Origin of the sequence: Enterobacter sp. ENT02 (genome assembly GCF_019219165.1) — a bacterium.
In the GTDB taxonomy this organism is placed as follows: domain Bacteria; phylum Pseudomonadota; class Gammaproteobacteria; order Enterobacterales; family Enterobacteriaceae; genus Enterobacter; species Enterobacter mori.
Window position 1 is genome coordinate 126,670 of the sequence record NZ_JAHUWD010000008.1, and the last position, 20,807, is coordinate 147,476.

Here is a 20,807-nt window from a genome sequence, read left to right on the forward strand (position 1 = left end):
GTCGGGTTAACCCCCGACACCAGATTGTGCTAACTCCGACGGGAGCAAATCCGTGAAAGATTTATTAAAGTTTCTGAAAGCGCAGACTAAAACCGAAGAGTTTGATGCGATCAAAATTGCTCTGGCTTCGCCAGACATGATCCGTTCATGGTCTTTTGGTGAAGTTAAAAAGCCGGAAACCATCAACTACCGTACGTTCAAACCTGAGCGTGACGGCCTTTTCTGTGCGCGTATTTTCGGGCCAGTAAAAGACTATGAGTGCCTGTGCGGTAAGTACAAGCGCCTGAAACACCGTGGTGTGATCTGTGAGAAGTGCGGCGTTGAAGTGACCCAGACCAAAGTACGCCGTGAGCGTATGGGCCACATCGAGCTGGCGTCTCCGACTGCTCACATCTGGTTCCTGAAATCTCTGCCGTCCCGTATCGGCCTGCTGCTGGATATGCCGCTGCGCGATATCGAACGTGTTCTGTACTTCGAATCTTATGTTGTGATCGAAGGCGGTATGACGAACCTGGAACGTAACCAGATTCTGACCGAAGAACAGTATCTGGACGCGCTGGAAGAGTTCGGTGACGAATTCGACGCGAAGATGGGTGCGGAAGCTATCCAGGCCCTGCTGAAGAGCATGGATCTGGAGCAAGAGTGCGAGCAGCTGCGTGAAGAGCTGAACGAAACTAACTCCGAAACCAAGCGTAAAAAGCTGACCAAGCGTATCAAACTGCTGGAAGCGTTCGTTCAGTCTGGCAACAAGCCAGAGTGGATGATCCTGACCGTTCTGCCGGTTCTGCCGCCAGATCTGCGTCCACTGGTACCGCTGGATGGTGGTCGTTTCGCAACGTCCGATCTGAACGATCTGTATCGTCGCGTTATCAACCGTAACAACCGTCTGAAGCGTCTGCTGGATCTGGCTGCGCCGGACATCATCGTACGCAACGAAAAACGTATGCTGCAGGAAGCTGTAGATGCCCTGCTGGATAACGGTCGTCGCGGTCGTGCGATCACCGGTTCTAACAAACGTCCTCTGAAATCTTTGGCCGACATGATCAAAGGTAAACAGGGTCGTTTCCGTCAGAACCTGCTCGGTAAGCGTGTTGACTACTCCGGTCGTTCTGTTATCACCGTAGGTCCATACCTGCGTCTGCATCAGTGCGGTCTGCCGAAGAAAATGGCACTGGAGCTGTTCAAACCGTTCATCTACGGCAAGCTGGAACTGCGTGGCCTCGCCACCACCATCAAAGCCGCTAAGAAAATGGTTGAGCGTGAAGAAGCTGTCGTTTGGGATATCCTGGACGAAGTGATCCGCGAACACCCGGTACTGCTGAACCGTGCACCAACACTGCACCGTCTGGGTATCCAGGCATTTGAGCCAGTCCTGATCGAAGGTAAAGCTATCCAGCTCCACCCGCTGGTTTGTGCGGCTTATAACGCCGACTTCGATGGTGACCAGATGGCTGTTCACGTACCGCTGACGCTGGAAGCCCAGCTCGAAGCGCGTGCGCTGATGATGTCTACCAACAACATCCTGTCTCCAGCGAACGGTGAACCAATTATCGTTCCTTCTCAGGACGTTGTATTGGGTCTGTACTACATGACCCGTGACTGTGTTAACGCCAAAGGCGAAGGCATGGTGCTGACTGGCCCGAAAGAAGCTGAGCGTATTTATCGCGCTGGCCTGGCCTCTCTGCATGCGCGCGTTAAAGTGCGTATCACCGAATATGAAAAAGATGAAAACGGCGAATTCGTTGCGAAAACCAGCCTGAAAGACACGACCGTTGGCCGTGCCATTCTGTGGATGATCGTACCGAAAGGTCTGCCTTTCTCCATCGTCAACCAGGCGCTGGGCAAGAAAGCGATCTCCAAAATGCTGAACACCTGTTACCGCATTCTGGGTCTGAAGCCGACCGTAATCTTCGCTGACCAGACAATGTACACCGGCTTTGCTTATGCAGCGCGTTCAGGTGCATCTGTTGGTATCGATGACATGGTCATCCCAGAGAAGAAACACGAGATCATCTCTGAAGCGGAAGCCGAAGTTGCTGAGATCCAGGAGCAGTTCCAGTCTGGTCTGGTAACCGCAGGCGAACGCTATAACAAAGTTATCGATATCTGGGCAGCGGCGAACGATCGTGTATCCAAAGCGATGATGGATAACCTGCAGACCGAAACCGTGATTAACCGTGACGGCGTAGAAGAGCAGCAGGTTTCCTTCAACAGCATCTACATGATGGCCGACTCCGGTGCGCGTGGTTCCGCAGCACAGATTCGTCAGCTGGCAGGTATGCGTGGTCTGATGGCGAAGCCAGATGGCTCCATCATCGAAACGCCAATCACCGCGAACTTCCGTGAAGGTCTGAACGTACTCCAGTACTTCATCTCCACGCACGGTGCTCGTAAAGGTCTGGCGGATACCGCACTGAAAACAGCGAACTCCGGTTATCTGACGCGTCGTCTGGTTGACGTTGCGCAGGATCTGGTTGTGACCGAAGACGATTGTGGCACCCTCGAAGGTATCACCATGACCCCGGTTATCGAGGGTGGTGATGTTAAAGAGCCACTGCGCGATCGCGTTCTGGGTCGTGTGACCGCGGAAGACATTCTGAAGCCGGGCACTGCAGACATTCTGGTTCCACGCAACACGCTGCTGCACGAGCACTGGTGTGACCTGCTGGAAGCGAACTCTGTTGACTCAGTGAAAGTGCGTTCCGTTGTATCTTGTGACACCGACTTTGGTGTATGTGCGCACTGCTACGGTCGTGACCTGGCGCGTGGCCACATCATCAACAAAGGTGAAGCAATCGGCGTTATCGCGGCACAGTCCATCGGTGAGCCGGGTACACAGCTGACGATGCGTACGTTCCACATCGGTGGTGCGGCATCTCGTGCGGCTGCTGAATCCAGCATCCAGGTGAAAAACAAAGGTAGCATCAAGCTCAGCAACGCGAAGTCTGTTGTTAACTCCGCAGGCAAGCTGGTTGTGACCTCTCGTAACACCGAGCTGAAGCTGATCGACGAATTCGGTCGTACCAAAGAGAGCTATAAAGTGCCTTACGGTGCGGTTATGGCGAAAGGCGATGGCGAGCAGGTTGCCGGCGGTGAAACCGTTGCAAACTGGGATCCACACACCATGCCGGTTATCACCGAAGTAAGTGGTTTCATCCGCTTCACTGACATGATCGACGGCCAGACCATTACTCGTCAGACCGACGAGCTGACCGGTCTGTCTTCTCTGGTGGTTCTGGATTCTGCTGAACGTACTGCCGGTGGTAAAGATCTGCGTCCTGCACTGAAAATCGTTGATGGTCAGGGTAACGACGTTCTGATCCCTGGTACCGACATGCCTGCGCAGTACTTCCTGCCGGGTAAAGCGATCGTACAGCTGGAAGATGGCATTCAGATCGGTGCGGGTGATGCTCTGGCGCGTATTCCTCAGGAATCCAGCGGTACCAAGGACATCACCGGTGGTCTGCCACGCGTTGCGGACCTGTTTGAAGCACGTCGTCCGAAAGAGCCTGCAATCCTGGCTGAAATCAGCGGTATCATTTCCTTCGGTAAAGAGACCAAAGGTAAACGCCGTCTGGTTATCACCCCAGTAGATGGCAGCGAGCCTTACGAAGAGATGATTCCTAAGTGGCGTCAGCTCAACGTGTTCGAAGGTGAACGTGTAGAACGTGGTGACGTGGTTTCCGATGGTCCAGAAGCTCCGCACGACATTCTGCGTCTTCGTGGCGTACACGCGGTAACGCGTTACATCACCAACGAAGTACAGGACGTTTACCGTCTGCAGGGCGTTAAGATTAACGATAAGCACATAGAAGTTATCGTTCGTCAGATGCTGCGTAAAGCAACCATCGAAAACGCAGGCAGCTCCGAGTTCCTCGAAGGCGAACAGGTTGAATACTCCCGCGTTAAGATTGCTAACCGCGATCTGGAAGCGAACGGCAAAATCGGTGCGACCTTCGCACGCGATCTGCTGGGTATCACCAAAGCGTCTCTGGCAACCGAGTCCTTCATCTCTGCAGCATCGTTCCAGGAGACCACGCGTGTCCTGACCGAAGCGGCTGTTGCTGGTAAGCGTGATGAACTGCGCGGTCTGAAAGAGAACGTTATCGTGGGTCGTCTGATCCCGGCAGGTACCGGTTATGCGTACCACCAGGATCGTATGCGTCGTCGTGCTGCGGGCGAACTGCCAGCTGCACCGCAGGTCACTGCAGAAGATGCATCCGCGAGCCTGGCAGAACTGCTGAACGCAGGTCTGGGCGGTTCCGACAACGAGTAATCGTTGATGCCCGGTAAACATTACCGGGCATATGCCTCGTAGGTCGGGTAAGCGTAGCGCCACCCGACAATAAAAAACCCGCCTCGGCGGGTTTTTTACATCTGTATGTTATTAGTTTACCAACGGGATCCGTCGATAAAGTTCAATCATATCACCCGCCAGATCCTGAATGACCATCGCGTTCATCAGGTGATCCTGGGAGTGAACGGTGATCAGGTTAACCGGAAGCTTCCCGGTCCCTTCGTCAAGACCGATAAGCTGCGTCTGGATCGTGTGCGCATGCTTCACATATTCGCGCGACTCTTCCATCGCTTTCTCGGCTTCGTTAAAGTCGCCTTTACGTGCCATCTGCAGTGCGGTCAGAGCAGCACTTCGCGCCGCACCCGCGTTCACCAGCAGTTCCATGATTGTGGTTTCTAAGTCTTCCATTATGACTCCAGCAGCTTGAGCGCTTTTTCCAGTACGGCATCACCTTTCATCATGCCGTAATCCATCATGTCGATCACCGCGACTTTTTTGCCCAGCGGGTCGGCCTGCGCCTGAAGTTTCGCCTGCTCGTATTTTACCTGTGGCCCCAGCAATACGATGTCGGCCGTCGCGATATTGTCTTTAAACTCCGCGACCGGAACGGCTTTAATGGTGACTTCAACCCCTTTTTTCTGCGCGGCATCTTTCATACGTTGAACCAGCATGCTGGTTGACATTCCCGCTGCACAGCATAAAACGATGTTCTTCATAATCAGCCTCGATCTACATGTGTTTATTGATAATTATCCCGTGCAGACCGCTTCAACAACCGCTTTACCGTGATTGTGTGTCAGGCATCACAAAGAAATCGGCATTTTTCTGAAACCGGTTACAATTTTGTGGTCACTCGCTGTCAGATGTACGAACGATACGATTTTTTCCCTGCTGTTTTGCCGTGTAAAGCGCGCCATCGACGCTACCTACAAAGTGTTCCAGCGGCTCGAAGTGCCATTCCCCCAGGCCCGCACTGAACGTCACGTGCAAGTTTTCCTCACGCCAGACGCGCCGTTCCACGGCGGTGCGCCACGCTTCCAGCAGCGCGTGAGCGGTAGCGATCAGCTCCGTATGGAAGATCACCGCGAACTCTTCGCCGCCGTAGCGGTAAACAGAGATGTGATGGGGCTGCATGATCTGGATCCCCTCGCGGGCAACGTTACGCAAAACGATATCGCCGCTCAGGTGTCCCCAGGTGTCATTAATGGATTTGAAGTTATCGATATCGATCAGGCCCAGCGCGAAAGGTTGATGGGCCTTCAGCAGTTCATCCACATCGTTGTCGAAAGCGCGGCGGTTTTTACAGCCCGTTAATGCATCATGGGTTGCCTGACGCACATAGGCCTGTTCACGCTCTTTGTTTGACTGAATGGTATGGCTGAGCATCGCCTCAAGGCGCGGGGCCTGGCTGACATCCCCGGTTTTGATGGCGTTGATAATATTCATCAGCACAGTACGGGAAGCATGGCGCAGGTACAAACCAAACAGAATGATGATAATGGCTGCGAGTGCAAATCCCCAACTGACAACAACGGTTTCGTGGCGGGTAATGGCGGTAAGCGTGGCGTCGGATACCCGATAAATAACAAACCAGTCCGGGTTGGTGAAGGAGTAGTAGTAGTACCAGGATTTGCTTTTTGGATCGAATAAATGGCCTTCGCCGCTGGTCATTTTGTCCATCAGCGCTTCGCTGACGTATGGTTTAAAGAGCGCGCCCGTGTCCGGGTGAAGTACCACGGCACCATCGCGTTCGACGACGAAAAATTCACCCTGTACGGGAGCCACCATTTGACGGAGGGTGTATCCCATAGAGGTCAAATCGAGATGAAAAGCGAGCGTTCCCTTCAGCCTGCCTTCGGGTGAAATCACCGGTTTGTAGAGGGTGACGGTTGGGTGGTCGGTGAAGTAGTCCATATAGGGGCTGGTATAGTGGCTAAAGATACTGGCCTCTGCCTGGCCTATAAACCACGGGCGGGTTCGCGCGTCGAATGTCTTGCTCTTTTCCGTTGGAAGTACTTCCGGCGCGCGCAGATAATGCCCCTGCGTGTCTGTCAAAGAGATGGACGACACGGTCGGCATCAGGTTTTGCAAATGCATTAACATCTGCAGCCCTTGTGCCGGATCGACATTGATTGTCTGATTCAGCCTGTCATTGCGCGCAAAATACATCGCTGCACGCCCCAGAATATAGTCGTTTTCACGCAGGATGGATTCGGTATAGTTCACCGCCAGGTTATGGGTGAAATTACCATTAATCTTATGATAATCCTCCAGAAAATCCTTTCTCTGAGAAAGCGTAATCAACACGGCGATCAGCGCGAAGCTGCAGAGGATTCCCGCAAAGCTGACCATAATCGGCCGGGTGAAAGAGAGCTTTTTACTGTGAAGTGCCATGAGCTGTAGATTAATCCAGATGATGAATACGTTACGCCTGCTGATATTCTCTCAGCTTAGTCGCTGTACTGAGGTTGGTAGCGAATTATACGGAACAGGATTTCAGGCGAGATGATTTATCTTAAGAATCATTAAGAAATTACTCATTATTTTTATTTTCTCAACTTTTGTTATGTTTGGGCGGAGGCAGGGCGAAACGAGGAAGAAGCTTTTCGCCCTGGACAGCATCCGTTGCTGACGAAAGCAGAATAGAAAAACCGGGCACCTGTTCACAACTGCCCGGTGTTTATCTCAGAAGACGCCTCGTCATTTTTTTACGTAGTTGCAGCACATTTCAACGTAATTGCGAGGCGCGTCCCAGCCAGCTGTCCCAGTCTTTCCAGACAGGCTGAAGCCCCTGGGCGATCAGCGCTTCAGCGACGGCTTCCGGACGTCGAGCATCGTGTGGCGCAAACTGCTCCAGCTCCGAACGATCGTCGGCGTAACCACCCGGCTGCGTTTTGGAAAACGCGCTGACGTTGTTAATCGCAAGCGGGATAACGCGATCGCGAAACGCCGGGGACTCACGCGTTGAGAGCGATAATTCAACGTCCGGGGCGAGCAGGCGAAACGCGCAAATAGTTTGTACCAGCTGGCGCTCATCCATCACCGAGGCCGGTTCGACGCCGCCTGTACACGGACGCAATCTGGGGAAAGAGATGGAGTAGCGACTCTGCCAGTAATGCTGCTGGAGCCACAGCAGATGTTCCGCCACCAGATAGTTATCCACTCGCCAGTTGTCTGAAAGCCCCGTCAGTGCGCCGAGGCCGATTTTGTCGATTCCGGCGCGTCCCAGCCTGTCCGGCGTTTCCAGCCGGAAGAAAAAGTCCTGTTTTTTCCCCTTCAGGTGATGCCGGGCGTACGTCGCCTCGTGATAGGTTTCCTGGTAGACCATGACCCCGTCCAGCCCAAGCGTTTTCAGTTCTGCGTACTCGTCCTGCGACAGGGGCTGCACTTCCATCTGCAACGATGCAAACTCACGGCGGATAGCCGGAAGATGCTGACGGAAATAGTCCATTCCCACCTTCCCCTGATGTTCGCCCGTGACCAGCAGAAGATGCTCAAAGCCCATTTCACGAATGGCCGCACACTCGCGCGCAATCTCACCTTCATCGAGCGTTTTACGCTTAATGCGGTTGCTCATGGAGAAGCCGCAGTAGGTGCAGTCGTTGGCGCACAGGTTTGAGAGGTAGAGCGGCACGTAGAAGCTCACCGTGTTGCCAAAGCGCTGGCGGGTGAGCCGCTGCGCGCGCTGCGCCATCGGCTCAAGGTAGGCGCTGGCCGCCGGTGAAAGCAGGGCCATCATGTCTTCGCGGGTCGGATGACGCGCGTTTAACGCACGCTCGACATCCGCAGCCGTTTTGCTGTTGATGCGCAGGGCAATATCGTCCCAGTGGATCTGCCGCCAGCGATCGGTAAACGTGGTCATCAGAGCGCCTCCAGGAAACCGGTCAGCGGGCTGGTGGCCTGCGCCTGAACACTGCGGGAGCCGGGGCCAGACTGCCGTGCCAGCAAACCTGACTCCACCGCCAGGCGAAACGCGCGCGCCATCGTGACCGGATCGTCAGCCACCGCAATAGCCGTGTTCACCAGCACCGCGTCGGCACCCATCTCCAGCGCCTGCGCGGCATGGCTTGGCACGCCAATGCCCGCATCCACCACTACCGGTACGTTGGCCTGTTCGATGATGATCTCCAGCATCGCCCGGGTTTCCAGCCCCTGGTTTGAGCCGATGGGGGCGCCCAGCGGCATGACGGCGGCACAGCCGACCTCTTCCAGCCGTTTACACAGGACAGGATCGGCGCCGCAGTAAGGCAGGACGATAAATCCCTGTTGCACCAGCTTTTCAGCTGCCTTCAGCGTTTCGATGGGGTCGGGCAGCAGCCAGCGCGCATCCGGATGAATTTCCAGCTTCAGCCAGCGCGTGCCGAGCGCTTCACGCGCCAGCTGTGCGGCGAAAATCGCCTCCTCGGCCGTTTTCGCGCCGGAGGTATTCGGTAAAAGCGTAACGCCTGCCTCCAGTAAAGGCGCAAGAATGGCATCGTTATGCTGGCGAAGGTCCACGCGCTTCATCGCCAGTGTCACCAGCTGGCTGCCGCTTTCACGGATGGCATCCACCATCAGCTGCGGCGAGGCGAATTTTCCGGTTCCTGTAAACAGATGCGAATCAAAAACTTTATCGGCAATACGTAACATTTCAGCCCCCTGCGATGACCTGAAACAGCAGGATCTGGTCGCCTTCATTGACCTGCTGATGTTCCCACTGCTCGCGCGGCAGGATCTGTTGATTGAGCGCCAGCGCCGTTCCCGGCTTGAGCTGGCGTAGCCTTTCGAGCAGCACGGCAACGGTAAGTCCGTCATCGCACTTCATTGGCTCATCGTTAAACAGAATGCGCATCGCGGCCTCCACATACCGGGCAGCGGCTGGCGCGGTGCAAGGCCAGGTGACGCCAGCCGCTTGAGCGCGCATCAAACATCCGCAGCGTATTACGTTCCGTCTCCATGCCGCTGAGCAGCTTGATGGCCTCCAGTGCCTGCAGCGTGCCCATCACACCAACGACTGGACCGAGAATGCCTGCGGTGCGGCAGTTACGCTCTGGCTCGGCATCGTCCGGCCACAGGCAGCGATAGCAGCCCTGCGCCCACGGAGGCGTCAGGACCATCATCTGTCCCCCGAAACCGACCGCGCTGGCGGTGATCAGCGGCGTGTTATGTGCCACACAGACGGCGTTAATCGCCTGACGCGTCGCCATATTGTCCGTGCAGTCCAGCACCACGTCGGCAAGGGCAACTTCACGCTGCAGGCGTTCACCACCGAGCCGCTCCTGCAGGGCAATCAGCTCGATGTCCGGGTTAAGCTGGTTCAGCCGCTGCCGGGTGATCTGCGCTTTAGGCTGGTCGATATCTTCCATGGTGAAAAGAATTTGCCGCTGCAGGTTGCTGAGATGTACCTCGTCGTCGTCGGCAAGCACCAGCGTGCCGACGCCCGCACCCGCCAGATAAAGCGCGGCGGGCGCGCCTAAGCCGCCCAGACCGACAATCAGCACCCGGCTGGCGAGCAGTTTTTGCTGCCCGTCGATGGCGATATCCTCCAGCAGGATCTGACGGCTGTAGCGCATAAAATCACGATCATTCATCGCCTGCTCCTGCCAGCTGTAACAGCTGTGCGGTCGCGGCCTGCCAGTCAGCGGCCTGGGTGATGGCGCTGACGACGGCGATACTGCCGACGCCGGTATCCAGCACCGACGGGGCACGTTCAAGGCTGATCCCGCCGATGGCGACGGTGGGGTAATCCGCCAGACGTTTAACATGACTCGCCAGCTGCGTCAGCCCCTGCGGTGCGGAGGGCATCTGCTTGGTTTGCGTCGGGAAGACGTGACCCAGCGCGATGTAAGAGGGACGGGCCGCCAGCGCCACGTCGATCTCCATGTCATCATGCGTTGAAACGCCAAGGCGTAACCCGGCTACACGGATAGCGCTCAGATCCGTTGTTTCCAGGTCCTCCTGGCCCAGATGCACGCCATACGCCTGGTGCTTAACGGCCAGCCGCCAGTAGTCGTTGATAAACAGGCGGGCGTTATGTCGACGCCCAAGCGCGACGGCGGCAACCACATCGGCTTCCACCTCGTCATCGCGTTTATCTTTGATGCGCAGCTGGAGAGTGCGAACGCCAGCCTTCAGCAGGCGCTCTATCCACTCCACGCTGTCCACCACCGGATAAAGCCCTAAGCGGAAGGGCACCGGGGGAAAATCGGGCTGGTACATTACGCCTCCTCTTTTTTGAGGTAGATTTCGCCGCCTTTGGCGCGGAAGGTTTCTGACATGTCCGCCATACCCACTTCAATGGTTTGCGCGGCGGCGTAGTCGCGCACCTCCTGGCTGATTTTCATCGAGCAGAACTTCGGCCCACACATAGAGCAGAAGTGCGCGACTTTGCCCGATTCCTGCGGCAGGGTCTCGTCGTGATAGGCGCGCGCGGTGAACGGGTCCAGCGCCAGGTTGAACTGGTCTTCCCAGCGAAATTCAAAGCGTGCCTTCGACATGGCGTTATCGCGGATTTGCGCGCCCGGGTGGCCTTTCGCCAAATCCGCCGCGTGGGCGGCAATTTTGTAGGTGATCAGCCCCTGCTTAACGTCCTCTTTGTTAGGCAGGCCGAGGTGCTCTTTCGGCGTCACGTAGCAGAGCATGGCGCAGCCGAACCAGCCGATCATCGCCGCCCCAATGCCTGACGTGAAGTGGTCATAGCCCGGCGCGATGTCGGTTGTTAGTGGCCCCAGCGTGTAGAACGGCGCTTCGTGGCAGTGCTCCAGCTCTTCGGTCATGTTGCGGCGGATCATCTGCATCGGCACGTGGCCCGGGCCTTCAATCATCACCTGCACGTCATACTCCCAGGCGATTTTTGTCAGCTCGCCCAGCGTGTGCAGTTCGGCAAACTGCGCTTCGTCATTCGCGTCGCGAATAGATCCTGGACGCAGGCCGTCGCCCAGCGACAGAGAGACATCATACGCGGCGCAGATTTCGCAAATCTCGCGGAAGTATTCGTAGAGGAAGTTTTCCTGATGATGGGAAAGGCACCACTTCGCCATGATGGAACCGCCGCGCGAGACGATGCCGGTCAGACGTTTCGCCGTCATCGGCACGTAGCGCAGCAGCACGCCCGCGTGAATGGTGAAGTAGTCCACGCCCTGTTCCGCCTGCTCCAGCAGCGTGTCGCGGAAGGCTTCCCAGGTGAGGTCTTCGGCAATGCCGTTGACCTTTTCCAGAGCCTGATAAATCGGTACGGTGCCAATCGGTACCGGGCTGTTACGCAGGATCCACTCGCGGGTTTCGTGAATATAGCGGCCGGTGGAGAGGTCCATTACCGTGTCCGCACCCCAGCGCGTGGACCAGACCAGCTTTTCCACCTCTTCTTCGATGGAGGAGGTCACGGCCGAGTTGCCGATGTTAGCGTTGACCTTCACCAGGAAGTTGCGGCCGATAATCATCGGCTCGGATTCCGGGTGGTTGATGTTGGCGGGGATAATCGCGCGGCCGGCGGCCACTTCGTCACGCACAAACTCCGGCGTGATGTTCTCCGGCAGGCGAGCGCCAAAGCCTTCGCCCGGATGCTGATAGCGCAGTATTTCGCTACGGATGCGCTCGCGACCCATGTTTTCACGGATGGCGATGAACTCCATCTCCGGCGTGACGATACCCTGGCGCGCGTAGTGCAGCTGGGTCACGCATTTGCCCGCTTTAGCACGTTTTGGCGTCAGCAGGCCGGTAAAGCGCAGCTCGTCCAAACCGTCGTCGGCCAGGCGTTCTTTAGTGTAAGCAGAGCTTTGCTCGTTTAGCGCTTCGCTGTCATTACGCGCGTCAATCCACGACTGGCGCAGCTTTGCCAGACCCTGCTGGACGTTAATCGCCACATCGGGATCGCCATACGGACCAGAGGTGTCGTATACCGGCACGGCTTCGTTGTCTTCAAACTGCGGATCCTCTTTGCTGCCGCCGATAAGCGTCGGGCTGAGCTGGATCTCACGCATCGGGACGCGAATATCGGCCTGCGAGCCGGAAATGTAGATACGTTTAGAGTTCGGGAAAGCAGTGCCTTCCAGGGTGTCGATGAAGTGTTGGGCCTGCGCGCGCTGTTCGCGGCGGGTCAGTTTTGCAGTAGACATAGCTCATTCCAAAAGTGAAGGACATGGCTTGTCAGACGACGGATGAAGCAAGAGAGGATCGCCCTCAGGCGATACAACAGCAGTGTGACTCTTGTTCCCTTCGCAGGTATTAGCCTGATCAGGTTCCGCGGATCCCGAATTAACGGTCTCAGCCCGTGCTTTCACACTGGGCACTCCGACAAGAAAAATCCCCCTCGTGAGAGGGGCGAATGGTTGTAAATTACTCGTTAACGATTAAGAACTCAAGCAGGGCGCGCGACGTTCTCTTCATTGCTGGTATTCACGTCATTGTCCAGCACGAGGGCGATCAGCTTATCTTCCAGCGTGAATCGCTCCTCCAGCGCTTCACCGAGATCGGACAGCGCCTGCTGAAACTCAAGATAGTTATCGTGATCGATGGCGTTCTCGAGCGTGGAATCGTAGTAATCCATGATCTGCTGGGTGTTGGCTTCCAGCAGCGGATAGAGTTTGCTGGCCGCTAAATACGGTGTTGTCCCTTCCATTTCGCGGATAATGCGTTCATAAATATTGAAATGGCCGTCGGACAGGTAGTCGACCAGGCTCTGGCAAAAATCATCCAGCGCTTTTTCATTCAGCCGCATAAACGATTCTTTGCCAGGCTTAATACCGACCAGATTGTAATAAGCCACGAGTAGATGCTTGCGCACATGCAGCCAGCGATCCACCAGTTTGTTACTTCCTCTAACGCGCTCAGTCAGGCTTTCTAGCTGGTTTAACATGGTCGACTCCGCAAGGTATAGGATTGAATCTGCTTATCCAAAATGTAACCACAATGCTAACAACATGTCAGTGAAGCGAAGGTAGTGCAATAGATATGGATCGTATTATTGAAAAATCAGATCTGGGTTGGTGGATCGTCAGTCACGAACAAAAATTATGGCTGCCCGCCGGGGAAATCCCCCATGGCACGGCGGAAACGTTCGATCTTGTAGGTCAAACCGCGCTGTGGATCGGCGAGTGGCAGGGCGAGCCGGTGTGGTTGATCCAACAAGCGCGTCGCCAGGATATGGGGTCTGTGCGGCAGGTGCTGGATCAGGATGTCGGGCTGTTCCAGCTGGCGGGGCGCGGCGTGCAGCTGGCGGAATTTTACCGCTCGCATAAATACTGCGGCTACTGCGGTCATACCATGCACCCGAGCAAAACCGAGTGGGCGATGCTCTGCAGCCACTGCCGCGAGCGCTACTATCCGCAGATTGCACCCTGCATTATCGTCGCTATCCGTCGGGAGGATTCCATCCTGCTGGCGCAGCATACTCGTCATCGCAACGGCATTCACACCGTACTGGCCGGGTTCGTCGAAGTAGGCGAAACGCTGGAGCAGGCGGTGGCGCGCGAGGTGATGGAAGAGAGCAGTATTAAGGTGAAGAACCTGCGCTACGTCACCTCCCAGCCCTGGCCGTTCCCGATGTCGCTGATGACCGCGTTTATGGCGGAATACGATAGCGGCGAGATTGTTATCGATCAGAAAGAGCTGCTGGAAGCGAACTGGTATCGCTATGACGATTTACCGCTGTTGCCTCCGCCGGGCACCGTGGCGCGTCGGCTGATAGAAGATACCGTGGCGATGTGTCGGGCCGAGTATGAGTAGTGTTACACTGAGGCCATGACGCTTAAGGAACTGCAAAAATGACCGAACTGAAGAACGATCGTTATCTGCGTGCGCTGCTGCGCCAGCCCGTTGATGTCACCCCGGTGTGGATGATGCGCCAGGCGGGACGCTATCTGCCAGAGTACAAAGCCACGCGCGCGCAGGCGGGCGATTTTATGTCGCTGTGCAAAAACGCCGAGCTGGCCTGCGAAGTCACGCTCCAGCCGCTGCGCCGCTTCCCGCTGGATGCTGCGATCCTCTTCTCGGATATTCTGACCATTCCGGATGCGATGGGCCTTGGCCTGTACTTCGAAACCGGTGAAGGTCCGCGTTTCACCTCCCCAATCAAAAGCAAAGCCGACGTTGATAAGCTGCCGATCCCCGATCCGGAAGGCGAGCTGGGCTATGTGATGAACGCCGTACGCACCATCCGCCGCGAGCTGAAAGGTGAAGTGCCGCTGATTGGCTTCTCCGGCAGCCCGTGGACGCTGGCGACCTATATGGTGGAAGGGGGCAGCAGCAAAGCCTTCACCATGATTAAAAAGATGATGTACGCCGAGCCGCTGGCGCTGCATGCGCTGCTCGACAAGCTGGCAAAGAGCGTCACGCTCTACCTCAACGCGCAGATTAAAGCGGGTGCGCAGTCGGTGATGATTTTCGATACCTGGGGCGGCGTGTTGACCGGACGCGATTATCAGCAGTTCTCCCTGTATTACATGCACAAAATCGTCGACGGCCTGCTGCGGGAAAATGAAGGCCGCCGCGTGCCGGTGACGCTGTTCACCAAAGGTGGCGGTCAATGGCTGGAAGCGATGGCGGCGACCGGCTGTGACGCGCTGGGTCTCGACTGGACCAGCGATATCGCCGATGCGCGCCATCGCGTGGGCGACAAAGTGGCGCTGCAGGGTAATATGGATCCCTCCATGCTCTATGCTCAGCCAGCCCGCATTGAAGAAGAAGTGTCGACTATACTGTCTGGTTTCGGCCAGGGTGAAGGCCACGTCTTTAACCTTGGCCACGGCATTCATCAGGATGTGCCGCCAGAACACGCTGGCGTATTTGTGGAGGCGGTGCATCGGCTTTCTGCCCAGTATCACAAGTAAGGAGTGGTTATGGATCTCGCGTCGCTACGCGCTCAACAACTCGAACTGGCTTCATCGGTGATCCGCGAGGATCGTCTGGATAAGGATCCCCCGCAGTATATTGGCGGAGCGGACGTCGGATTCGAGCAGGGTGGGGAAGTGACGCGAGCGGCGATGGTGGTGCTGAAATACCCTTCGCTTGAGCTGGTGGAGTACAAGGTGGCGCGTATCGCGACCACCATGCCGTACATTCCGGGCTTTCTCTCCTTTCGCGAATATCCCGCGCTGCTGGCAGCGTGGGAGCAACTCTCGCAAAAACCTGACCTGCTGTTTGTTGATGGACACGGTATTTCACACCCGCGCCGTTTAGGCGTTGCCAGCCACTTTGGGCTGCTGGTGGATGTGCCGACCATCGGCGTCGCCAAGAAACGCCTGTGCGGCGCGTTTGAACCTCTCTCCGCCGAGCCGGGCGCGCTGGCGCCGCTTATCCATAAAGGCGAGCAGTTAGCGTGGGTCTGGCGCAGCAAGGCGCGCTGTAACCCGCTCTTTATCGCCACCGGTCACCGGGTGAGCATGGACAGCGCCCTGGCGTGGGTACAGCGCTGCATGAAGGGCTACCGCTTACCGGAGCCGACGCGCTGGGCAGATGCTGTCGCCTCCTCGCGCCCGGCATTCATTCGTTGGCAGGAAATTCAGCCGTGATTCAGGTAAACTGCGGCTAATTTTCGATTCGAGACATCATCATGTTACAAAACCCGATTCATCTGCGCCTTGAGAAGCTGGAAAGCTGGCAGCACGTGACCTTTATGGCTTGCCTGTGCGAGCGCATGTATCCCAACTATGCCGCGTTCTGCAAGCAGACAGCGTTTGGCGAAGGCCAGATTTATCGTCGTATCCTGGATTTAATCTGGGAAACGCTCACGGTAAAAGACGCGAAGGTGAATTTTGACTCCCAGCTGGAAAAGCTGGAAGAGGCGATCCCCGCTGCGGATGATTTTGACCTGTACGGTGTCTACCCGGCGATTGATGCCTGCGTGGCGTTAAGTGAGCTGATCCACTCCCGCCTGAGTGGTGAAACGCTGGAGCATGCCATCGAAGTCAGTAAAGCGTCCATTACGACCGTCGCGATGCTCGAAATGACCCAGGAAGGTCGCGAAATGACCGACGAAGAGCTGCGTGCCAACCCGGCGGTTGAACAGGAATGGGACATCCAGTGGGAAATTTTCCGCCTGCTGGCAGAGTGCGAAGAACGCGATATCGAGCTGATAAAAGGGCTGCGTGCGGACTTACGTGAGGCCGGCGAGAGCAATATTGGTATAATTTTTAACCAATGAGACAACAAAACGTGATTTAACGCCTGTTTTGTCACTCCTCGACTCTTCCCTTCTGCCCCCCGTCTGGTCTACATTTGGGGGGCGAAAAAAAGTGGCTATCGGTGCGTGTATGCAGGAGAGTGCTTTTTTGGCATTTTCGTCGCACTCGATGCTTAGCAAGCGATAAACACATTGAAAGGATAACTTATGAACAAGACTCAACTGATTGATGTAATTGCGGACAAGGCTGATCTGTCTAAAGTGCAGGCTAAAGCTGCTCTGGAATCTACCCTGGCTGCTATTACTGAGTCTCTGAAAGAAGGCGATGCTGTACAACTGGTTGGTTTCGGTACCTTCAAAGTGAACCACCGCGCTGAGCGTACTGGCCGCAACCCGCAGACCGGTAAAGAAATCAAAATCGCCGCAGCTAACGTGCCGGCATTTGTTTCTGGTAAAGCACTGAAAGACGCAGTTAAGTAAGACGCGTGGCAGTGAACAGTTTTAACGAAGGGGCGGCAACGCCCCTTTTGTCATTCTGGCGTGGAACGCTCGCGCTGACAGGCGTGCTGTTGCTGTCAGCCTGTAGCCACGATTCCTCCCTCCCTCCGTTTACCGCCAGCGGTTACGCGGACAACCAGGGCGCGGTCAGGATCTGGCGCAAAGATTCCGGCGGCGAAGTGCATCTGCTTTCTGCCTTCAGCCCGTGGCATAACGGCAATACATCGACGGCAGAATATCGCTGGCAGGGAGATGACCTGTCGCTGATTGAACTGAATGTCTACAGCAAGACCCCCGAACACGTGAAAGTGCGTTTTGACGACCATGGCGAGCTGAGCTTTATGCAGCGTGAAGTCAGCGGTCAAAAACAGCAACTTTCCAGCGATCAAATCGCCCTTTACCGCTATCGCGCTGAACAAATCCGCCAGACCAGCGATGCGCTTCGTCTGGGACGCGTTGTGCTGCGCCAGGGGCGCTGGCATGCCGATGGGACGGTGACAACCTGTGAAGGGCAGACGGTCAAGCCTGAGCTCGAATCCTGGGCAACCGAGCACATTCAACGCCGTCAGCGTCATTCATCAATGGAAGTGAGTGTGGCGTGGCTGGAAGCGCCGGAAGGCTCTCAACTGCTGCTGGTGGCGAACGAAGACTTCTGTACCTGGCAGCCGACAGAGAAGAGTTTCTGACGTAAATCCCCTCTCCCAAAGGGAGAGGGTTAGGGTGAGGGTGTGAAATTACTCGCCCTGCTCACGCGCAATCGCGCGATAGCCGATATCCTGACGGCTAAAGCTACCGTTCCAGTGGATATCCGCCATCAGCGTATAGGCACGCTTCTGCGCTTCTGCAACGGTATGGCCCAGCGCGGTCGCACACAGCACGCGTCCGCCGTTGGTGAGGACGCGGTCATCATCAGCCAGCTTCGTTCCGGCGTGGAATACCTTCGCGCCTTCAATCTCTTCCAGCGGTAAGCCGTGGATCTCATCCCCGGTGTTGTAGTTGCCAGGGTAACCCCCCGCAGCAATCACCACGCCCAGGGACGCGCGCTCGTCCCACTCTGAGGTTTTCTCGTCGAGCTTGCCCTCGCAGGCCGCCAGACACAGATCCACCAGATCGGATTTCATGCGCAGCATGATGGGCTGCGTTTCCGGATCGCCAAAGCGGCAGTTAAATTCGATAACCTTCGGGTTGCCCTGCTTGTCGATCATCAGACCTGCGTAAAGGAAACCGGTGTAGGTGTTACCTTCCGCCGCCATCCCTTTCACGGTAGGCCAGATGATGCGATCCATGGTGCGCTGGTGTACTTCGTCAGTCACTACCGGAGCAGGGGAGTAGGCACCCATCCCGCCGGTATTCGGGCCGGTATCGCCATTGCCCACGCGCTTGTGGTCCTGGCTGGTGGCCATCGGCAGGACGTGCTCGCCGTCGACCATCACGATAAAGCTCGCTTCTTCGCCGTCGAGGAACTCTTCGATCACGATGCGGTGGCCCGCATCGCCGAAGGCGTTACCTGCCAGCATATCCTGAACCGCGGCTTCTGCTTCTTCGAGGGTCATCGCCACGATCACGCCTTTACCGGCGGCCAGACCGTCGGCCTTAATGACAATCGGTGCGCCTTTCTCACGCAGGTAGGCCAGGGCGGGCTCCACCTCTGTGAAGTTCTGGTATTCCGCCGTCGGGATATTGTGACGTGCGAGGAAATCTTTGGTGAAGGCTTTGGAGCCTTCCAGCTGTGCAGCACCCTCCGTTGGGCCGAAGATTGTCAGACCTGCCGCGCGGAACGCATCAACGACGCCAATCACCAGAGGGGCTTCCGGGCCCACAATCGTCAGATCGATTTTCTCGTTCTGGGCAAAGCTCAGCAGCGCCGGAATGTCGGTCACGCCGATAGCCACATTCTGCAGCGCGGGTTCCAGCGCAGTGCCTGCATTACCCGGTGCGACAAAGACGGTTTTTACCAAAGGGGACTGCGCCGCTTTCCACGCCAGAGCGTGCTCGCGCCCGCCGTTACCAATGACTAATACTTTCATTTTCTGCTCCGGGAATTAATGACGGAAGTGGCGCATATCGGTGAAGATCATCGCGATGCCGTGTTCGTCGGCGGCGGCAATCACTTCGTCGTCGCGGATTGAGCCGCCAGGCTGGATCACGCAGGTGATCCCTACAGCGGCTGCCGCGTCGATACCGTCACGGAACGGGAAGAAGGCGTCAGAAGCCATGGCGGAGCCTTTTACTTCCAGTCCTTCGTCGCCTGCTTTAATACCCGCAATTTTCGCGGAGTAGACGCGGCTCATCTGGCCAGCACCTATTCCGATGGTCATGTTCTCTTTCGCGTAGACGATGGCGTTGGATTTGACGAACTTCGCGACCTTCCAGCAGAACAGCGCGTCACGCAGCTCCTGTTCGCTCGGCTGACGTTTGGTCACCACGCGCAGGTCGGCTTCTGTCACCATACCCAGATCGCGATCCTGAACCAGCAGACCGCCGTTCACGCGCTTGAAGTCCAGGCCTGGCACGCGTTCTGCCCACTGGCCGCAAACCAGTACGCGTACGTTCTGTTTTGCTGCGGTGATTTTCAGCGCTTCTTCGGATGCGGATGGCGCGATGATCACTTCAACGAACTGACGGGAGATGATGGCCTGTGCGGTTTCAGCATCCAGCTCGCGGTTGAAGGCGATAATGCCGCCGAATGCGGAGGTCGGGTCGGTTTTGTAGGCGCGATCGTAGGCATCCAGAATAGAGGTGCTTACCGCGACGCCGCATGGGTTGGCGTGCTTAACGATAACGCAGGCTGGCTCGCTGAACTCTTTCACGCATTCCAGCGCGGCGTCGGTGTCGGCAATGTTGTTATAGGAGAGCGCTTTGCCCTGAACCTGCTGGGCAGTCGCAACAGAGGCTTCTTTTACCTCTTCTTCTATATAGAAGGCAGCCTGCTGGTGGCTGTTCTCGCCGTAGCGCATATCCTGCTTCTTAATGAAGTTCAGATTCAGGGTGCGCGGGAAGCGGCCAGAAGGATCCTTGCTTTCGCCGTGGTAAGCCGGTACCAGGCTACCGAAGTAGTTGGCGATCATGCTGTCGTACGCGGCGGTGTGTTCGAAGGCTTTGATGGCGAGGTCGAAACGCGTTGCAAGCGTCAGTGACCCTTCGTTGGCATCCATCTCATTAATAATGGTTTCGTAATCGCTGCTCTTTACGACGATGGCCACATCTTTATGGTTCTTGGCCGCGGAGCGCACCATGGTTGGGCCGCCGATATCAATATTCTCTACGGCATCTTCCAGAGAACAGCCTTCGCGGGCAACGGTCTGGGCAAACGGGTAGAGGTTAACAACCACCATGTCGATTGGCGCGATGTCATGCTGTTTCATAATATCGTCATCCTGACCGCGACGACCAAGAATGCCGCCGTGCACTTTCGGGTGCAGGGTTTTGACGCGTCCATCCATCATTTCCGGGAAACCGGTGTAATCGGACACTTCGGTTACCGGCAGACCTTTATCTGCTAACAGGCGAGCGGTACCGCCTGTAGAAAGCAGCTCTACGCCACGTGCAGAAAGTGCCTGAGCGAATTCGACGATACCGGCTTTATCAGAAACACTGAGCAGAGCGCGGCGGACTGGACGACGTTGTTGCATGGTAAATCCCCTGGATTTCACGATTACAGAGAGCGTTAGATGAATTTTCCTGCGAAAAACTCATCTAACACACCTGACGGGGCATCCTTGTTAAGTGCGAACATTTTAACGAAAACGTTTGCGCAACGCTCGCACATTTTCACTTTTTCGCATCATTGTGGATAAGTCTGTGTGTAAAAAGGTATAAGGCGGGGTTTTGCTGTGTAATGCAGCAGTCAGTCATTTTTCTGTCATTTAGCGGTTGCGGCCTGCGGAGAACTCCCTATAATGCGCCTCCATCGAC

The 20,807-nt window shown here is 56.2% G+C and carries 19 protein-coding genes and 1 riboswitch; of the genes, 7 read left to right on the forward strand and 12 right to left on the reverse strand.

Features of this window, described 5'->3' with window-relative positions; translation table 11 throughout:
- The first annotated feature begins 52 nt into the window (after nucleotides 1-52).
- Complete coding sequence (gene rpoC, locus KW829_RS20015) at nucleotides 53-4,276, forward strand: DNA-directed RNA polymerase subunit beta' (protein WP_042715985.1); 4,224 nt, start codon at nucleotides 53-55, stop codon at nucleotides 4,274-4,276.
- Nucleotides 4,277-4,387: 111 nt separating this feature from the next.
- Here rpoC and KW829_RS20020 read toward each other — a convergent pair whose 3' ends face one another.
- The 10 genes from KW829_RS20020 to KW829_RS20065 form a co-directional block, all read right to left on the reverse strand.
- Nucleotides 4,388-4,705 (reverse strand): PTS lactose/cellobiose transporter subunit IIA, encoded by a 318-nt coding sequence (locus tag KW829_RS20020; RefSeq protein WP_010425950.1) that lies wholly within the window; start codon nucleotides 4,703-4,705, stop codon nucleotides 4,388-4,390.
- Nucleotides 4,705-5,013 carry a PTS sugar transporter subunit IIB gene (locus tag KW829_RS20025; RefSeq protein ID WP_010425948.1) on the reverse strand — a complete coding sequence of 103 codons (309 nt, stop codon included), beginning with the start codon at nucleotides 5,011-5,013 and terminating at the stop codon, nucleotides 4,705-4,707. The genes KW829_RS20020 and KW829_RS20025 overlap by 1 nt, the downstream gene beginning before the upstream one ends.
- 133 nt (nucleotides 5,014-5,146) lie before the next feature.
- Entirely contained in the window at nucleotides 5,147-6,691 is a 1,545-nt protein-coding gene (locus KW829_RS20030) for a sensor domain-containing diguanylate cyclase (RefSeq protein ID WP_218308896.1), read from the reverse strand.
- 334 nt (nucleotides 6,692-7,025) lie between these two features.
- Nucleotides 7,026-8,159 carry a 2-iminoacetate synthase ThiH gene (thiH, locus tag KW829_RS20035; RefSeq protein WP_010425943.1) on the reverse strand — a complete coding sequence of 378 codons (1,134 nt, stop codon included), beginning with the start codon at nucleotides 8,157-8,159 and terminating at the stop codon, nucleotides 7,026-7,028.
- Entirely contained in the window at nucleotides 8,159-8,926 is a 768-nt protein-coding gene (gene thiG / locus KW829_RS20040) for a thiazole synthase (RefSeq protein WP_172701796.1), read from the reverse strand. Before thiG ends, thiH begins: the two co-directional genes overlap by 1 nt.
- Before the next feature lies 1 nt (nucleotide 8,927).
- Complete coding sequence (thiS, locus tag KW829_RS20045) at nucleotides 8,928-9,128, reverse strand: sulfur carrier protein ThiS (RefSeq protein ID WP_010425940.1); 201 nt, start codon at nucleotides 9,126-9,128, stop codon at nucleotides 8,928-8,930.
- Nucleotides 9,112-9,867, reverse strand: coding sequence for a thiazole biosynthesis adenylyltransferase ThiF (gene thiF, locus KW829_RS20050; protein ID WP_218308898.1), 756 nt, complete (start codon nucleotides 9,865-9,867; stop codon nucleotides 9,112-9,114). Before thiF ends, thiS begins: the two co-directional genes overlap by 17 nt.
- On the reverse strand, nucleotides 9,860-10,495 hold the full coding sequence (thiE, locus tag KW829_RS20055) for a thiamine phosphate synthase (RefSeq protein ID WP_010425936.1): 636 nt from the start codon (nucleotides 10,493-10,495) through the stop codon (nucleotides 9,860-9,862). Before thiE ends, thiF begins: the two co-directional genes overlap by 8 nt.
- Complete coding sequence (thiC, locus tag KW829_RS20060) at nucleotides 10,495-12,390, reverse strand: phosphomethylpyrimidine synthase ThiC (RefSeq protein ID WP_218308899.1); 1,896 nt, start codon at nucleotides 12,388-12,390, stop codon at nucleotides 10,495-10,497. The genes thiE and thiC overlap by 1 nt, the downstream gene beginning before the upstream one ends.
- 78 nt (nucleotides 12,391-12,468) lie before the next feature.
- Nucleotides 12,469-12,578: riboswitch (TPP riboswitch) on the reverse strand.
- A 54-nt stretch (nucleotides 12,579-12,632) separates the two neighbouring features.
- Nucleotides 12,633-13,130, reverse strand: coding sequence for an Rsd/AlgQ family anti-sigma factor (locus KW829_RS20065; protein WP_010425933.1), 498 nt, complete (start codon nucleotides 13,128-13,130; stop codon nucleotides 12,633-12,635).
- Between the two features lie 95 nt (nucleotides 13,131-13,225).
- Between KW829_RS20065 and nudC the strand changes: the two genes are divergently transcribed.
- From nudC to KW829_RS20095, 6 genes are all read left to right on the forward strand, one after another.
- Nucleotides 13,226-13,999 carry an NAD(+) diphosphatase gene (gene nudC / locus KW829_RS20070; RefSeq protein WP_042715996.1) on the forward strand — a complete coding sequence of 258 codons (774 nt, stop codon included), beginning with the start codon at nucleotides 13,226-13,228 and terminating at the stop codon, nucleotides 13,997-13,999.
- A 38-nt stretch (nucleotides 14,000-14,037) separates the two neighbouring features.
- Nucleotides 14,038-15,102: a uroporphyrinogen decarboxylase gene (gene hemE / locus KW829_RS20075; RefSeq protein ID WP_218308901.1), complete on the forward strand. Its 1,065-nt coding sequence runs from the start codon at nucleotides 14,038-14,040 to the stop codon at nucleotides 15,100-15,102.
- A gap of 9 nt (nucleotides 15,103-15,111) precedes the next feature.
- Nucleotides 15,112-15,783: a deoxyribonuclease V gene (nfi, locus tag KW829_RS20080; protein ID WP_182946198.1), complete on the forward strand. Its 672-nt coding sequence runs from the start codon at nucleotides 15,112-15,114 to the stop codon at nucleotides 15,781-15,783.
- 41 nt (nucleotides 15,784-15,824) lie between these two features.
- Complete coding sequence (locus KW829_RS20085) at nucleotides 15,825-16,415, forward strand: YjaG family protein (RefSeq protein WP_003862310.1); 591 nt, start codon at nucleotides 15,825-15,827, stop codon at nucleotides 16,413-16,415.
- Nucleotides 16,416-16,601: 186 nt separating this feature from the next.
- Entirely contained in the window at nucleotides 16,602-16,874 is a 273-nt protein-coding gene (gene hupA / locus KW829_RS20090; RefSeq protein WP_002445246.1) for a nucleoid-associated protein HU-alpha, read from the forward strand.
- Nucleotides 16,875-16,885: 11 nt separating this feature from the next.
- A complete protein-coding gene (locus KW829_RS20095) occupies nucleotides 16,886-17,578 on the forward strand; it encodes a DUF1481 domain-containing protein (RefSeq protein WP_218308903.1) in 693 nt (230 codons plus the stop codon).
- A 48-nt stretch (nucleotides 17,579-17,626) separates the two neighbouring features.
- Here KW829_RS20095 and purD read toward each other — a convergent pair whose 3' ends face one another.
- Nucleotides 17,627-18,919: a phosphoribosylamine--glycine ligase gene (gene purD / locus KW829_RS20100; RefSeq protein ID WP_218308902.1), complete on the reverse strand. Its 1,293-nt coding sequence runs from the start codon at nucleotides 18,917-18,919 to the stop codon at nucleotides 17,627-17,629.
- 15 nt (nucleotides 18,920-18,934) lie between these two features.
- Nucleotides 18,935-20,524, reverse strand: a complete 1,590-nt coding sequence (purH, locus tag KW829_RS20105; protein ID WP_042719113.1) for a bifunctional phosphoribosylaminoimidazolecarboxamide formyltransferase/IMP cyclohydrolase — start codon at nucleotides 20,522-20,524, stop codon at nucleotides 18,935-18,937.
- Between the last annotated feature and the right edge of the window lie 283 nt (nucleotides 20,525-20,807).

What these genes read in the sequence shown, in the direction of transcription:
- KW829_RS20020 (WP_010425950.1), bottom strand. Translation starts at nt 4,705, where the DNA reads ATGGAAGACTTAGAAACCACAATCATGGAACTGCTGGTGAACGCGGGT.
- KW829_RS20025 (WP_010425948.1), bottom strand. Translation starts at nt 5,013, where the DNA reads ATGAAGAACATCGTTTTATGCTGTGCAGCGGGAATGTCAACCAGCATG.
- KW829_RS20030 (WP_218308896.1), bottom strand. Translation starts at nt 6,691, where the DNA reads ATGGCACTTCACAGTAAAAAGCTCTCTTTCACCCGGCCGATTATGGTC.
- thiH (WP_010425943.1), bottom strand. Translation starts at nt 8,159, where the DNA reads ATGACCACGTTTACCGATCGCTGGCGGCAGATCCACTGGGACGATATT.
- thiG (WP_172701796.1), bottom strand. Translation starts at nt 8,926, where the DNA reads ATGTTACGTATTGCCGATAAAGTTTTTGATTCGCATCTGTTTACAGGA.
- thiS (WP_010425940.1), bottom strand. Translation starts at nt 9,128, where the DNA reads ATGCGCATTCTGTTTAACGATGAGCCAATGAAGTGCGATGACGGACTT.
- thiF (WP_218308898.1), bottom strand. Translation starts at nt 9,867, where the DNA reads ATGAATGATCGTGATTTTATGCGCTACAGCCGTCAGATCCTGCTGGAG.
- thiE (WP_010425936.1), bottom strand. Translation starts at nt 10,495, where the DNA reads ATGTACCAGCCCGATTTTCCCCCGGTGCCCTTCCGCTTAGGGCTTTAT.
- thiC (WP_218308899.1), bottom strand. Translation starts at nt 12,390, where the DNA reads ATGTCTACTGCAAAACTGACCCGCCGCGAACAGCGCGCGCAGGCCCAA.
- KW829_RS20065 (WP_010425933.1), bottom strand. Translation starts at nt 13,130, where the DNA reads ATGTTAAACCAGCTAGAAAGCCTGACTGAGCGCGTTAGAGGAAGTAAC.
- nudC (WP_042715996.1), top strand. Translation starts at nt 13,226, where the DNA reads ATGGATCGTATTATTGAAAAATCAGATCTGGGTTGGTGGATCGTCAGT.
- hemE (WP_218308901.1), top strand. Translation starts at nt 14,038, where the DNA reads ATGACCGAACTGAAGAACGATCGTTATCTGCGTGCGCTGCTGCGCCAG.
- nfi (WP_182946198.1), top strand. Translation starts at nt 15,112, where the DNA reads ATGGATCTCGCGTCGCTACGCGCTCAACAACTCGAACTGGCTTCATCG.
- KW829_RS20085 (WP_003862310.1), top strand. Translation starts at nt 15,825, where the DNA reads ATGTTACAAAACCCGATTCATCTGCGCCTTGAGAAGCTGGAAAGCTGG.
- hupA (WP_002445246.1), top strand. Translation starts at nt 16,602, where the DNA reads ATGAACAAGACTCAACTGATTGATGTAATTGCGGACAAGGCTGATCTG.
- purD (WP_218308902.1), bottom strand. Translation starts at nt 18,919, where the DNA reads ATGAAAGTATTAGTCATTGGTAACGGCGGGCGCGAGCACGCTCTGGCG.
- purH (WP_042719113.1), bottom strand. Translation starts at nt 20,524, where the DNA reads ATGCAACAACGTCGTCCAGTCCGCCGCGCTCTGCTCAGTGTTTCTGAT.